The sequence below is a fragment of the Confluentibacter flavum genome, from assembly GCF_002843175.1.
GTDB lineage: Bacteria > Bacteroidota > Bacteroidia > Flavobacteriales > Flavobacteriaceae > Confluentibacter > Confluentibacter flavum.
Map to the genome: position 1 here is coordinate 54,411 of NZ_PJEO01000036.1, position 15,332 is coordinate 69,742.

At 34.0% G+C, this 15,332-nt stretch carries 15 protein-coding genes; 2 read left to right on the forward strand and 13 right to left on the reverse strand.

Going from position 1 to position 15,332, the window contains the following annotated elements; genetic code table 11:
• Positions 1-404: 404 nt before the first annotated feature.
• Both pheS and CSW08_RS10345 read right to left on the reverse strand, forming a co-directional pair.
• Positions 405-1,424: a phenylalanine--tRNA ligase subunit alpha gene (gene pheS, locus CSW08_RS10340; RefSeq protein WP_106659811.1), complete on the reverse strand. Its 1,020-nt coding sequence runs from the start codon at positions 1,422-1,424 to the stop codon at positions 405-407.
• 178 nt (positions 1,425-1,602) lie between these two features.
• On the reverse strand, positions 1,603-1,959 hold the full coding sequence (locus tag CSW08_RS10345; protein ID WP_106659812.1) for a hypothetical protein: 357 nt from the start codon (positions 1,957-1,959) through the stop codon (positions 1,603-1,605).
• A gap of 87 nt (positions 1,960-2,046) precedes the next feature.
• Here CSW08_RS10345 and CSW08_RS10350 point away from each other — a divergent pair, with 87 nt between their 5' ends.
• Positions 2,047-2,577 carry a CvpA family protein gene (locus CSW08_RS10350; RefSeq protein WP_106659813.1) on the forward strand — a complete coding sequence of 177 codons (531 nt, stop codon included), beginning with the start codon at positions 2,047-2,049 and terminating at the stop codon, positions 2,575-2,577.
• Positions 2,578-2,594: 17 nt separating this feature from the next.
• Here the strand turns inward: CSW08_RS10350 and CSW08_RS10355 are convergent, their stop codons facing one another.
• The 11 genes from CSW08_RS10355 to CSW08_RS10405 all read right to left on the reverse strand — a co-directional run bounded on the left by CSW08_RS10355 (position 2,595) and on the right by CSW08_RS10405 (position 14,288).
• Complete coding sequence (locus tag CSW08_RS10355) at positions 2,595-3,221, reverse strand: carbonic anhydrase (protein WP_106659814.1); 627 nt, start codon at positions 3,219-3,221, stop codon at positions 2,595-2,597.
• 34 nt (positions 3,222-3,255) lie between these two features.
• A complete protein-coding gene (locus CSW08_RS10360) occupies positions 3,256-4,008 on the reverse strand; it encodes a tetratricopeptide repeat protein (protein ID WP_106659815.1) in 753 nt (250 codons plus the stop codon).
• Between the two features lie 51 nt (positions 4,009-4,059).
• Positions 4,060-5,826 (reverse strand): BatD family protein, encoded by a 1,767-nt coding sequence (locus tag CSW08_RS10365; RefSeq protein ID WP_106659816.1) that lies wholly within the window; start codon positions 5,824-5,826, stop codon positions 4,060-4,062.
• 111 nt (positions 5,827-5,937) lie between these two features.
• Positions 5,938-6,240 carry a four helix bundle protein gene (locus CSW08_RS10370; RefSeq protein WP_238987243.1) on the reverse strand — a complete coding sequence of 101 codons (303 nt, stop codon included), beginning with the start codon at positions 6,238-6,240 and terminating at the stop codon, positions 5,938-5,940.
• 28 nt (positions 6,241-6,268) lie between these two features.
• Complete coding sequence (locus tag CSW08_RS10375; protein ID WP_106659845.1) at positions 6,269-7,069, reverse strand: tetratricopeptide repeat protein; 801 nt, start codon at positions 7,067-7,069, stop codon at positions 6,269-6,271.
• Positions 7,070-7,153: 84 nt separating this feature from the next.
• Complete coding sequence (locus tag CSW08_RS10380; RefSeq protein ID WP_106659817.1) at positions 7,154-8,191, reverse strand: vWA domain-containing protein; 1,038 nt, start codon at positions 8,189-8,191, stop codon at positions 7,154-7,156.
• Positions 8,192-8,293: 102 nt separating this feature from the next.
• Positions 8,294-9,301 (reverse strand): vWA domain-containing protein, encoded by a 1,008-nt coding sequence (locus CSW08_RS10385; protein WP_106659818.1) that lies wholly within the window; start codon positions 9,299-9,301, stop codon positions 8,294-8,296.
• Positions 9,301-10,989 (reverse strand): BatD family protein, encoded by a 1,689-nt coding sequence (locus CSW08_RS10390; protein ID WP_238987244.1) that lies wholly within the window; start codon positions 10,987-10,989, stop codon positions 9,301-9,303. Before CSW08_RS10390 ends, CSW08_RS10385 begins: the two co-directional genes overlap by 1 nt.
• 36 nt (positions 10,990-11,025) lie before the next feature.
• Positions 11,026-11,892 (reverse strand): DUF58 domain-containing protein, encoded by an 867-nt coding sequence (locus CSW08_RS10395; protein WP_106659819.1) that lies wholly within the window; start codon positions 11,890-11,892, stop codon positions 11,026-11,028.
• Between the two features lie 102 nt (positions 11,893-11,994).
• Positions 11,995-12,996, reverse strand: coding sequence for an AAA family ATPase (locus CSW08_RS10400; RefSeq protein WP_106659847.1), 1,002 nt, complete (start codon positions 12,994-12,996; stop codon positions 11,995-11,997).
• Between the two features lie 185 nt (positions 12,997-13,181).
• The gene (locus CSW08_RS10405; protein ID WP_106659820.1) at positions 13,182-14,288 is read right to left on the reverse strand and encodes a DUF4382 domain-containing protein; all 1,107 of its coding nucleotides are present in this window, start codon (positions 14,286-14,288) and stop codon (positions 13,182-13,184) included.
• A 288-nt stretch (positions 14,289-14,576) separates the two neighbouring features.
• On the opposite strand from CSW08_RS10405, the gene CSW08_RS10410 reads away from it, so the two are divergent.
• On the forward strand, positions 14,577-15,329 hold the full coding sequence (locus CSW08_RS10410; protein WP_106659821.1) for an SDR family NAD(P)-dependent oxidoreductase: 753 nt from the start codon (positions 14,577-14,579) through the stop codon (positions 15,327-15,329).
• Positions 15,330-15,332: the final 3 nt, after the last annotated feature.

The window sequence follows — 15,332 nt, forward strand, 5'->3', positions numbered from 1 at the left end:
TAAAACAAGTTCCTGATTGGAAATGATTAACTTCTCTAATGTTGGGGTATTGATCAATATTTATTTTTTAAATTATTTTGAATCCGCTTTCTGGGAAATTTGAATAAGGTGAAAAAATAAATAATTTATCGAGAGTATTAAATAATTATTTTATCATCAAGTCGCATTTAATATGAGCGAACTGTTATCTCACAAGATAATTTATTTGTAGTCATTATTTTTACATTATTTAAGATAATATTTACATAATACATATAAAAAACAAGTATGGAAGAAAATATTTTTTTAAATTTCAGCACACCCAGAATTGCCTTTTAGGGCATTTCTTACCTCTACCATGAGGTGAATTGGGCACGAGCAAAGCGAACTGATTTTTTCCGTTTGGGAAACAAAAGGTGATTTGATTACAAAGCGTTCTTAAACTGCTCCAGAAACCTAACATCGTTTTCGCTTAGTAAACGAATATCCCCTATTTGATGAAGTAACATGGCAATACGGTCTATTCCCATACCAAAAGCAAAACCAGAGTATGCCTTAGAATCTATGTTGCAATTCTCCAAAACATTGGGGTCTACCATACCACATCCTCCAATTTCCAACCAACCTGTACCTTTTGTAATGCGGTAATCTGTTTCTGTTGCCAAGCCCCAATACACATCAATTTCTGCGCTTGGTTCTGTAAATGGAAAGTAGGACGGGCGTAAACGGATTTTAGATTTGCCAAACATTTGGGTTGTGAAATATTGTAATGTCTGTTTTAAGTCGGCAAAACTTACATCTTTATCAATGTACAAACCTTCAACCTGATGGAAAAAACAATGTGACCGTGCCGAAATAGCCTCATTTCTATAAACGCGACCTGGAGAAATGGTGCGAATGGGCGGTTGGTTATTTTCCATATAACGTACTTGCACAGAACTGGTGTGCGTACGCAATAAAATATCCGGGTTGGTTTGAATAAAAAACGTATCCTGCATATCGCGTGCAGGATGGTATTCTGGCAAGTTTAACGCGGTAAAGTTGTGCCAATCATCTTCAATTTCTGGGCCTTCACTTACATTAAATCCAATATTTGAAAATATATCTATAATTTGATTTTTTACGATGGAAATTGGGTGACGTGCCCCAATGTGAATGGGTGCTCCTGGACGAGATAAGTCATTATAAACACCATTTACAACCTCTTTACTTTCCAGCTCTTCCCTTAAGGCATTAACTTTGTCTTCGGCCGCTTTTTTTAGAGCATTTATGACTTGTCCGAATTCCTTTTTTTGGTCGTTTGCCACATTTTTAAACTCAGAGAAATAGTCGTTAAGTAACCCTTTTTTTCCTAAATATTTTATTCTGAAGGCTTCAATCTCTTCTTTGGATTGTGCTGTAAAAGCTTCGGCTTCGGCTATAAGTTCTTTTATTTTATCTATCATAATACCCTTAAAATGATGGCAAATTTACTATTTTTTACGGTAACTGCGTTAAGGATTGGAGCGGCATCCTTTTATTTTTTGATTGCGGCTTAATGATTACGTTTGTCGTGACAAAAATAAAAGATATAGCGTAAAGCCTGACTTTTTTGAATTTTCCCAAAAAAGGAACGCCCTAAAACTAATTAATATATTCCGTTTCTAAAAAATAGTTAACAATGGCTTCTTTCATTAAAACCGATTGTTCACCTGCTTTTAAGTGTGGTAAGGTTGCCAATGCTTTATAGTGCGGCCAGCCTTCATTATCTACAAAATCGAGTTCATAATAACCATAAGGCTTCAATACTTTACAAATGGCAATATGCATTAAATCCAGCTTTTGGTCTTTTTTAAATGTTTTATCCAACTGCCCAAGTTCTTGAACGCCTATAAGGTAAATAATAGCATCTAAATCTAAGGTTTCCCCATCTGCAAATTGATTGGATAGTTTTTTTACTATCAAATCCCAGCGTTCTTTTAATTGTTCGTCTCTAGCCATTTTATAAGTTACTGAGTAAAAAAGTTGCAAAGTTTCAAACTTGCAATTTTGCAAAGTTAAGTTATATTTGATAAAAATAGTTGCTATATGAGTATTTTGGATCTTGTTTTACTTGCCTTGTTAATTTTAGGATTAGTTCGTGGTTTTATAAATGGTTTTTTTGTGGAATTAGCTTCGGTAGTGGCTTTAATAGCTGGTATTTACGGGGCATTCCATTTTAGCAGTTACACGACTTCCTATTTAAAGGATAAAGTTGATTGGGAAGAAAATACAATTAATATCGTGGCCATTGTTGCCACTTTTATGATTATTGTGTTGGTTATTGGCTTGGCGGGTAAAGCACTCACTAAAATAGCTGATTTTGCCATGTTGGGGCTTTTTAACAAACTTTTAGGTGCTATTTTTGGCGGATTGAAAACCGCATTGATACTAAGTGTTTTTTTAATTGTGGTGGATAAAATGAATGCCAACATTTTATTCGTGACAGACAAAGACACGGAGGAATCTGTACTTTACAATCCAGTGAAATCCATAATCCCAGCTATTTTTCCTAACATTATTGTGAACGGCAAACCGATAGGAGAAGACCTCATTGATGATGAGGCAAATGAAGAATAAAAAAGATGTAGAAGACTTTAATCTAAATGATAAATCTCTCTGATGTTTTTAAGAATATCATCGAAATCTATTTTTAAATCAATGATTTTTCCTGTATGTACATCAAAAACCCAACCGTGTACCGTTAAGCCTCGATTTCTGACTGCTTTTTGTACCGCTGCCGTTTTAATAAGATTTACACATTGTTCTTGAACGTTTAACTCAACAAGTCTGTCATATTTATTTTCCTCATCAGGGATATGGTTCAGTTCCTTTTTATGAATTCTATAGACGTCTCGAATATTCCGTAACCACGGATTTAAAAGTCCTAAATCTACAGATTGCATCGCTGCTTTTACGCCTCCACAAGCGTAATGTCCACAAACTATTATATGCTTTACTTTCAAAAAATCCACAGCATAATTAACAACAGACATGACGTTTAAATCGATGCTTATAACCATATTCGCTATATTTCGATGCACAAAAACTTCACCTGGTTTTGCACCCATAAGCTCTTCGGTAGATACACGACTGTCTGAGCACCCAATGTAAAGTAACTCTGGGGTTTGTCCTTTTCCTAGATCTTCAAAATAATTAGCATCAACATCTAATTTATCCTGAATCCATTTTTTGTTGTTTTCGAATATGCTGTCTATGTTCATTAAAATTTATTTGTTTAAAGATACCCTAATTAAATCAAAGTGCCTTGATATCTTCTTCGGGAATCCATCCCGTTTTCCCATCGGCCAATTTAATTTTTTTCCAACTTTTAACTGTGTCTAAAACATGAACTTTAGTGCCTTCGTGAAGTGTAAACGATTCTTCGCTCCGTAAATTAGGTTCAGCTTTCACTTTGCTTTCTTGTACAAAAACTATAGCGGGTTTATCATTTTTATCTAGATTAAATTTGTGAAATGCTAGTGTTAAAGTAATGACTACTAGAAACAAAGACGCCATACTGCCTATAAAAGCCATTCGCTTCCTCAATGTAGAATAGGCAAAATAGTAGAACAGAAATAAGACAACAAAACAAAAAACCAAGGCTACTGCTGTTTTTGCCCATCCATCAAAAGTCATGTAATTAGTGATGTTTTTTATAAGTTTGGACAATGCTGCCTCTGGGATCGCATCAATAGCATCAATCGTCATGTTTCTAGCAAATGCTAAATTGTTTTTTATATCACTATCATTAGGTGCTAATTGTAACGCTTTTTCAAAGTAATAAATACTTGGCGCTACTTTATTTAATTTATAATGGGCATTACCTAAATTATAATATAATTCTGCCGAATGGTTTTTTGTATCAAGAAGAACTGCTTGATAAGCATCAATGGCTTCGTTATATTTTCCTTGATTATATAAGGTATTGCCTTTTTCAAATAATGCATCGTTTTGCGCAAAACTAAAGTTTGTTAAAATAAAAATTAATATAAATACTTGTCGTTTCATTTTTGTTCTTTTTATCGAAATGGATTCCTGCTTTCGCAGGAATGACAAATTTTAACGGGCTTGTTTATCAATTAATGAAATGGTTTTTGCAGCTTTTTCATAATCTTCCTGCATGGTCACTGCGGTAATAGGTGTATATCTCGCTAAATCACAATTCAACATAATATTGTTGAAGTCTGTCATCGTTTCGGCTTCAACACCTCTTTCTAAAAGCAATTTATTGATCTTATCTTTACTTAAATCGCTAGTTTCTATGTGTAGTTTTGCTTTTAAATAATGGTGCAATGCTTTTTCCATGGCAATGTAAAACTCTTCTTTTTTACCGAGTGCTTTTTTGGCATTGCTTAGATATTTTTTAGCCAATTTATCGGCCATTCGTATTCTGTTTCCATATACATCGGCATCCCGATCTGCTTTTTTCCTTCTTATAACAATAGCTAACGGAATCGCTAAAAATGGTAACAATAATGCACTCCAAAATAGTGGCGTTTTAAAGAAATAACTGGATGTTGTAGAGGAAAAATTGGTTTTTGTTTTAATAAATGCAAACTGGTCTTTATTTAAAACCACTTGTTGCTTTGTGTTTCCCGAATTTGAATTAGCTACCGAGCCAGAAGTCGGACCCTCTAAAACATCAATAACGATTTCATTGGAATTTAATGTTTTATAGGTTTCTGTTTTTGGATCGAAATACGAAAACGAAATACTCGGAATGGGGTATTTCCCTTTGTACTGAGGCACTATAGTGTAGGTATCTGCAATACTTCCTTGCATACCAGCCAAATCGGTTTTAACATTTTCATTGTGTTCGGGTTCATAAACCTCTAATGAACTTGGCAAGGTTAATTTGGGTACATTGAATAATTTTAAATTACCATTTCCCGTAACCTCAACGGTTGCTTGTAAAGATTCGGAAGCGTCCAGTTGGGTTTTAGTCGTAGATACTTTAAAATTAAAATTTCCCACAGCTCCTGTAAAATCAATCGGTTTTCCAGTTTCTGGTAATGGTCTAACATTAATGGTTTTATTGCCGGCAGATACCGTTTTATTAACCCTTGCCATCATTTGTCCACCAAATATATTACGCCTATTTGTTGGCACTTGTACGGCTATATCTAAACTTAAAGGTTCAATATCTAACTTACCTGTTTTTTGAGGGTACAATACGGTTTTACGCAATACGAGATAACGGTATTCTTCGCCATTATACGTTCCCATTTGAACTTTTAAGCCTTGTGTGTCTATGTTCTGACTCCAAAAATCATTATATCTTGGGCTATCTATTTCACGCCAGTTATCAACGCCTGTTGTTGGGGAAACATATAATTTATAAACTACCGTAATAGCTTCATTTAAATACGGATTTGTTTTTGAAACCTCCGCTACTAAGTGAATGGTTTCATTTGCCAAATATTCTGGATCGTCTGGATCTTTAGGAATTTCAATCGCTGATGTTACCTCAACTTTTATTGGAGTGGTTTTATAGGTTTCTCCATCTATATTAATGGTAGCTTGACTTATGGTGAAATTCCCTTGCTTTTTAGGCGCTAAAAAATAGCTATAGGTTTTATGATACGATCGTACGCCATTAATCCAAGAATTACTAACAGATTGATTTGGGCCACCTATAATTGTAAAATCTGAAAAACTGGGTGGATTAAAATTATCGCCGTCTTGATTCATTTCAAAATCAATTCGCAAACGTTCATTAACTCCAAGCCTGTTTTTACTAACTTTTGCTTCAAATTTAATTTGAGCAGAAACTAAGCTAGTTGCAAGTAGTATTATTAATAACGATATGTATTTTATTAGTTTCATAATAATTAACGAACAGCGATTAACGATTTTTGATGCTTGAATTATTACTTTTAGATGTTTTAATGCTCGCAACAAAAATTGAAATTAATTGATTGTTCTCATCTAATGCCTTTAAAATATTTTCTTCATTTCCATTATACAAATTGGCTTTTTGATTATTCTTAGGCAATTATAACTTTCCCTTAATTCTTTTAAAGAAATCCCCATTTTATGTACGAAATCTTTATGAGATTCTGCACTTCTTGCTTCTCCATAATTTAAAGCTGGCGAACCTGAAGACCTAATTAATTGATTGCCATAATAATTCCCTGAATAATCATTTTTTAACTCTCCAACTAGATTTATAATTAACACCGCAAAATCGATAATTCTTTCTTCTAAATCATTCGTTTTCATTTGATTCTTATCTCTCAATTCATTAATCGTTAATCTTCATTCCTAATTACCAATCTTTTTCTGTTTTTACTTTAACGCCTTTTTGTTTTTCGGCATTTATTTTTTCCTGAACTTTCTGTTCTTGATTGTTCATGGCCTCTAAAATATTTTTTATTTGTTGTGGAGATAATTGACCAGGTTGCGGCTTTGGTTGTTGAGGTTCTTTATTGTCTTTTTCATCTTTCGGCTGACCTTGATCATCTTTTTTATCGTCACCTTCTTTTTTATCTTGATCGCCTTTATCCTTATTATCTTCTTTGTTATCGCCTTTATCTTTATTATCGTCCTTTTTGTCTTGGTCTTTTTTATCTTCTTTGTCGTCTTTGTTTTGATCGTCCTTATTTTGGTCTTTTTGCTGCTCGGCACACTCTTTGGCTAAAGCTAAATTATAGCGAGTTTCATCATCTGTAGGATCATTTCTCAAAGCGCTTTTATAAGCTTCAACAGCTTCCTTGCACTTTTTGTTTTCCATTAAAATGTTTCCCATATTATGAAAAGCTTTGTGTTTTTCGTCTTTGGAAGTTGCTGTTTTTGCAGCTTGTTCTAGACGATACAAAGCCTCTTCATAGTTTTTACTTTTATAATAAGAATTTCCTAGATTATAGATTCCAGCCGTTGTAGTAGGTTGTTCTGAAATAGCTTTTCTATATTCCATCTCGGCGGAAACAAAATCATCTTTATCTGCCAATAATGTATTGCCTTCATAGACATAATTATTAGCCTTTCTTATCGCTTTCACATCTTCCTTCTCTTGCGCAAAAGAAAACGACGCTATCATTAATACTAATATAAAAATCGATTTGTTCATGTTTCTTTCGTTCATCATACCAAGATATAAAACATTGGTTTTTTGTTAGTTAAAAAATTTATAATTCTCATTTTATTAACATAACTACAAATTCTCATTGAATAAATTTAATTTTTTTAACCAAGCTGTTTTTCGTTCTAACAAGAAAACATCTAAAAACAAAAGAAAAATTCCTAAGCCTAAAAACCACTGAAACTGACTTTTAAAATCGGCGTATTGTTTGGTCTCAAACTCGGTTTTATCCATTTGATTTAATATATCTCCGATGCTTTTTACAACATCGCTGGTGTTTTTTCCATTAATATAAACACCATTTGCAACCGCAGCAATACCTTGTAGTGTTTCTTCATTTAATTTTGTAATGACCGTTTGTCCATTACCATCTTTTTTATAATTTAAAACAATGCCATTCTTTTTTTCTGGAATTGGCCCTCCTTTTACATCGCCTACGCCTATTGTAAAAATTCGAATCCCTTCCTCGTTAGCTTCTTCTGCCATGGCAACGGCTTCTTCACTATGGTCTTCACCATCCGAAATAATGATGAGCACTTTATTGGTTTGCTCTTCATCATCAAAATAAGTTTGTGATAATTTAATGGCTTCATTTATGGCCGTTCCTTGAGACGACATCATATCTGTATTCATGTTATTCAAAAACATTTTTGCCGCTGCATAATCTGTTGTAATAGGCAATTGCGGAAATGCTTTAGCCGCATAAGCAATAATTCCAATACGGTCGCTTGCCAAATTATTTATGATTTGTGTAGCCAATTGCTTCGATTTATCCAATCTATTTGGGGCAATATCTTCTGCCAGCATACTTTTAGAAACATCAATAGCAAAAACAATATCAACACCTTCGCGCTTAATGGTTTCTAATTTTGTTCCAATTTTTGGGTTTACAAGCGCCATCGCTAAGCATGCAAAAGCCAAACACAATACACTAATTTTTAAAATAGATTTGAATACTGACTTGTTTGGGCTTAGCCTGTTGAGTAATTGCTTATCGGCAAATTTACTTTGCGTTCTATATTTCCAAATTTGAAGCATCAAAAAAATGAGGATTATTACAGGAATGATCCCTAACACCCAAAACCATATTTTTTCATCTAACTGATACATTGTTGTTTATTTGTTTTTTGTGGAGTTGTTTAGTTGCCTTTTGCCACGAATTCACTAATTTTATCTTTCTTCTATTATCTAATGTCTCTCATCTATTTTCTACTACACAAAACTTCTAAATAACGTGTGTCTTAACAAAAATTCCAAAAACAATAATCCTAATGCTAAAAGCACTAATGGACGATATAGCTCTTGATAATTTGAATATTTAAATTCTTCAATTTCTGTTTTTTCCAATTTATTAATTTCATTATAAATGTCTTCTAGCTTTTGATTATTAGTTGCTCTAAAATAAGTGCCTCCTGTTACTTTCGCTATCTCTTTCAATAAGGCTTCGTCTATCTCTACTTGTATACGGGCATATTCAAAATCACCTGTTCTGGAGTTTATACCTATTGGAGATAACGCCATTCCGTTAGACCCTAAACCGATCGTATAAACTTTAATGCCATACTCAACCGCTAGTTCACTGGCTATTTTTGGGTCGATAAATCCAGAGTTGTTAACCCCATCAGTTAGCAAAATAATAATTCTACTTTTAGCTTTACTGTCCTTTAAACGGTTAACGGCGGTTGCCAAACCCATGCCAATCGCTGTTCCACCTTCAATAACGGTGTTGTATTTTATGTCGTTTAAAGAACGCAAAACGATTGCTTTATCGCTAGTAATAGGCGTTTTAGTATAACTTTCTCCTGCATATTCCACCAAGCCTATTCTATCATTTGGTCTTCCTTTTATAAATTCTGAAGCCACTTCTTTTAAAGCGTCTAATCTATTAGGTGATAAGTCTTTGGCAAGCATACTGGCAGATACATCAATTGCCATAACGATATCTATACCTCGAGTTGTTTTTGTTTTGGTAGAGGTATCAACCCTTTGGGGTCTTGCAAGGGCCGTAATTAATAAGGCCAATGCCAATAAACGCAACACAAATAATGCATGCTTAAATTTTGGCAAAGCCGATCTAGTTATTTTAAAACCTTTTAAACTCGATATTTTAAGTTCGGCTGTTTGGCTTTTATGCTTTAATATATACCACAGTATAGCCAAAGGCAAAGCCAACAACAACCAAAAAAATTCTTTATTTACAAAGTCTATTCCTTCAAACATCATTCCTCAGCTTTTTTAAGTTCGACTGAATTTAAAATACGCTCTACCATATCATCTGCATACACATCATTTTGTCGCCATGCTATCGTAACTTGTTGAATGATTTGATTATTGGCAACAAAGCTTAACAACACATATTTACCATCAATAAAATTTTGAGTCCCAGGTAATGGATATTGCATGGTCCCTGAGGTTTTAACCCCATCGGCACCATTTGGGGTAGAAAACTTGTCATTTTGCGTTAGAATGTTTCTTGCGCCTTGACTTTCCAAAGTTTTTAAATTGCCTTCTATGGCATTATTTATATCTAAACTATCTTGGGCTTGGGCAAGTGTGCTGGTAGAGACCAATAGGGTAAACTGACCTATTTTTTCAAAACCAAACGTTGTAAGTTTCATTTTTCCTTGATAATCATCAGGAATTGTTACTTCAAAACGCTTTAGAACTTCAGGTGTTGAAATTGTTATGGGCGGAAAACCATATTCGCTAGTTACCCATTCGCCTTCCAATAATTCTTTGGTATCATGCCCAATGATGGTATCTTTTACATAACTGAAACCATATTTTATTGAAAATCCAGTGATGGTAGCCAATAGTAGAAAAACACATATCGCCACCGTTAGGATAATCTTTTTACGCTTGGCTTTACGTTCTAAGGCTTCTTTGTATTTAGCATCTAAAAGTTTTTCTTCCTCTGAGGGTTCGGGCAGGGCTTTTTTAACATGGTCAATTTCTATATCAATCGTGTTTCTGTCCAGTTTTGCCAATTCAATATCTGGAGCAGATTTTGCGAACTTAACCAAATCGGCACGTTTTAAAATGCTTTCAAGATTTCTAATATCTTCTTTACTGATATCTATTTGGTTCCCTTCCTTTAATAAATTTAATCGGGATATAAGCTCGTCTGTAGTACTTTCTAAAGCTCTATCATAAACCTTTTCATCCAGATATTTTCTAATGATAAAAGTCAGTTCAGAATAATAATCCTTTATCGCTTCATTTTCTAGATAATGAGCTTCATCTAATTTTTTTAAAGCTAATTTTGCTCTATCATACGGTGGAAGCAATGCTATTTGTTCTGCTTCCGTGAGTGGTTTTTTTCGCCATATGAACCAATATAATAGACCGCCGATAATGGCTAAAGCCAACAACGTGTAAAGCAAATATTTCCACCAATCGCTTCCTATTTCTTTAACCTCAATAATGGGTTTTATATCATACAATCCTTGTTTTGTGGTGTCTACAACTATGGTATTAACCTCAACTTTTAAAGAATCGGTTAAAAATGTTTTGTCGGTGATGATAATTTTTTGTCTCGGAATGGTATACGTTCCAGAGTCAAACTGCGTTAATCCATATTTTTTTATAAGGTTATACTTGTCTTTATTTTTGATGGTATCTATTGGATACGAATCAATCATTTCTAAGGGCATGAACGTTTGACCTTCTGGAAATACTACTAAATTACCTGGATTGGTTTCAACTTCAATTTTATAGATAATTTGCTCACCAATTTTGATTTTTGTGGAATCTATAGACGATTTTACTTGTGAAAAGGAGGAAATAGAGAAAAGACCAAAGACCAAAAACCAAAGACCAAAGACCAAAGACCGATGACCGATGTGCAATGACCCAAGACCCAAGACCCAAGACCTCTTCCAATAAAATACAACATTTTCAAACTTCAAACTTCTCACTTTTAACTTTTAACTTTTAACTTAAAATTATCCTCTTCTTTTAAAATACCCCAACATTTTTTTTACGTAGCTTTCGTCCACACGACAATCAATAGTACCTGCTCCTGATTTTGTGAAACTATCTTTGAAATAGTTCACTTTTTCTTGATAATACTTCCCGTAATTCAACCTTATTTTCTTTGATGAGGTGTTTACAAGCATGAACTCGCCTGTTTCTTCATCCTCCATTTGTACGATCCCTAAGTTTGGTATCTCTTCTTCTCGCTTGTCGTAAACTCGAATGCCTGTTACATCATGTTTGCCCGAAACAATTTTCATGGTTTGTTGGTAATCGTCAGCAATAAAATCGGATAACACAAATACAATTGCCTTTTTTTTCATCACATTCGATAAAAACTTTAAGGCTTCCACTAAATTCGTTCGTTTACTTTCCGGTTTAAATTCAATAAGTTCCCGTATGATGCGAAGCACGTGGGAGCGACCTTTTTTTGGCGGAATATAGAGTTCTACTTTATCTGAAAACAAAATCAACCCTATTTTATCATTATTCTGGGTTGCAGAAAACGCCAAAGTTGCAGCTATTTCAGTAACTATTTCATTTTTAAATTGTTCAACAGTACCAAACATCTCAGAACCCGAAACATCCACCATAAGCATCATGGTGAGCTCGCGTTCTTCTTCAAAAACCTTTACAAAGGGTTCGCTGTATCTAGCCGTTACGTTCCAATCTATATTTCTAACATCGTCACCAAACTGGTACTGGCGCACTTCACTAAAAGTCATACCACGCCCTTTGAAGGTAGAATGATATTCACCCCCAAAAATATGATCAGACAATCGGCGTGTCTTAATCTCTATTTTTCGTACTTTTTTTAGTAATTCTTTAGTATCCATTTTTCCTCTCTCCCAACCCTCTCTCCAAAAGAAAGAGGGCTTTTTTAGTTTTAAGCTCCATCTAAATCTAGTCCTTCCCTTGGGGAAGGATTTAGGATGGGATTAAGGTACTTCTATCTCGTTTATAATCTTATTGATGATATCTACGGAAGTCACATTTTCGGCCTCAGCTTCGTAAGTAATCCCTATTCTATGTCTTAAAACATCATAAACTATAGCACGAACATCTTCTGGAATGACGTAACCACGGCGTTTAATAAAAGCATAGCATTTTGCTGCGGTTCCTAAATTGATACTTCCACGAGGTGATGCTCCAAAGGAAATTAATGGTTTTAAATCGGCAAGTTTATACTTTTCTGGGTAACGTGTTGCGAAAACAATATCTAGTATGTATTTTTCAATTTTCTCATCCATGTAAACCTCACGAACAGCTTTTTGAGCATTTAAAATTTGATCGGCTGAAACTACTGGATTTACTTTATCCCAAGTTCCTCTCATATTCGCTCTCATGATTAACTGCTCTTCAGCAATTTTCGGATAATCAATCACTGTTTTTAGCATAAAACGGTCTACTTGTGCTTCTGGCAACGGGTACGTTCCTTCTTGCTCCACAGGGTTCATGGTTGCCATTACTAAAAAAGGTTTGTCAAGTTTAAAGGTTTCATCACCAATAGTCACTTGTTTTTCTTGCATGGCCTCTAATAATGCCGATTGTACTTTTGCTGGCGCACGATTAATCTCATCTGCTAACACAAAATTGGCAAAAATAGGCCCTTTTTTTATAGAGAAATCATTGAGCTTCATGTTGTAGATTAATGTTCCTGTAACATCTGCAGGCAATAAATCTGGGGTAAACTGTATTCTACTAAAACTTCCATGAACGGCTTGTGCCAAGGTGTTAATAGCTAATGTTTTTGCTAAACCAGGAACACCTTCCAATAATATATGTCCCTGTCCCAATAAACCAATAAGTAATCGTTCAACCATATGTTTTTGTCCAACAATAACTTTGTTCATCTCTAACATAAGCAAATCAACAAAAGCACTCTCCCTTTCAATTTTTTCGTTAATAGACTTAATATCTATTGTACCTGTATCTTCCATCATTTTTTAGTTTTTTAAAGCCCGAATATACAGACCTTATTTGAGCCATGCAAATTGTTAAAATTTTTCTTGGGTTGCTGTTAATAATTGGTTAAATGTTAAAATTTGGGAGCGTTAATTATAGGTTAAAAAAAAGAGCATAACCTAAGGTTATGCTCTTTTAATTTTATTTTAATTGTTAATGATTATTCTGCTACTAAAGTAACAACTTCCATTGTAGTTTCGGTACCTGTCTCTACAGTAACATCTATATCTTGAGAAACAAAATTAGTTGCACTAATAGTTACTACATATGTGCCAACAGTAACATCTTCAAAAAGAAATTCACCATTTTCATTTGAATCTATTGTCGCTATTATTTCCTCTGTAACTTTATCTTTTAAAGTAACGGATACCACAATATCGTTGGTTACATCTCCACTTATTGAGCCTGGTTTAAGCATTAGCTCTATTGGGTCTGAAATTGTTGTGATTTCTCCATTAACTACAATAACATCTATTGCACTACCTGAAGCATAATTGGACTCTTCATCTAAAGGAGTTACCATAACTTCATATGTTCCTGCAGGAACTCCCCATAAAGCAAAAGCACCTGTTGAGTCTGTTAAAGCAGATATAACAAAATCATCCTCTGTTTCAGGCGTTCCTTTGTCATCAACTAATACTGATGCTGTAGAAGGCACATCGGTAGGTGTAACCGTTCCTTCAATGATTCCAGAACTAACCTCTGTACTTACATATAAAACGGGCTTTAAAATAATATTATCTGAATTCCCACTCAATACAATAGATTTTTCTACATCAAAATCTAAAACAAAGTCATAGGTAAACCCTTCTTCTATAACAGCATTCGTTTTAAGTTTTAAACCAGATTGCTGTGCACTTGGTGTTTTAAGATCGAATTCCTCGTCAATTGCTTGGTCGTTTTCAATAACAATAGTATTTCCATCACCTAATACCAATCTCATTTGTTTTAAAGTTCCCGTTGGTATAGGGAATCTATCAACTAATACTTTGCTAACTCCTCCAGTAAAATCCAAAAGGTTTACTGTTTCGTTTTGTGCTTCAAGGGATATCCATCCACTTTCATCATCACTGTCATCGTCCATTTTAATCATCACGTCAACTACCTCAACATTGACTGCTTTGAAATCGCCAGGCGAATCAACCAATCTTACAGATATTGTTGGATCTGAGGCATTAGGACTATTGCCTGATTCTTTATCGCACGAAAAAAATGTTATTAATAAAAGTGATAAAACAACCAGTTTTAATTTCATAAATGCTTTCATAAGTTTTTGTTTTTTAAATTCATAGTAACTATATATACGTCTAACCCAACTGTTGAAGACTATATTTTTTGAATCCTTTTGTCATTTAGCCGCCAATACATTAATATTTAGTTATTTACATTTTAAAAAAAATCTATTAATATTATGAACCAAATCCATTCTGACAGATAAACTTCACAATAACAAACAATTTTAAAATATTTAACCAGTTTTAAGTATTTTTATAATGTGAATTACATAAATCATCTTATTCTAAGAAGATTTTATACAAAAGTATATATTAAATAAATGACAAGAACCGCTCTTATAACAGGTGCAACTAGTGGTATTGGTAAGGCTACAGCTTATGAGTTTGCCAAACATAACATAAATCTAATTCTATGCGGAAGAAGACAAGACAGATTAATCGCTATAAAAAAGGAATTAGAAAAACTTACCAAAGTTCACATACTAAATTTTGATGTTAGTAATAAAATTGAAACGTTTAAAGTTATCGAATCACTCCCCGAAGATTTTAAACACATTGATATCCTTATAAATAATGCAGGAAATGCCCATGGCTTAGACCCCATACAATCTGGAAATATGGATGATTGGGATGCTATGATAGATATTAATGTAAAAGGATTGCTATATGTAAGCAAAGCTATTATGCCTCAAATGATAGACAGGAAGTCTGGACACATTATTAATATTGGCTCATCTGCTGGCAAGGAAGTCTACCCAAAAGGGAATGTATATTGTGGCACTAAACACGCGGTTTTGGCTATTACTGAAGGAATGCGCATAGACTTAAATCCGTTTGGCATTAAAGTGTCCGCAGTAAACCCTGGAGCGGTAGAAACAGAATTTTCAAAAGTTCGATTTAAAGGTGATAAAATAGCTGATGATGTTTATAAAGGTTTTGAAGCTTTGCAAGCCGAAGATATTGCAGAGATCATTTACTTTGTAGTATCCAGGCCCAACCATGTTAATATTGCCGATTTGTTGGTGTTTCCAACGGCGCAGGCTAGTTGTACTATTTTGAAAAAGGAATTATGAATA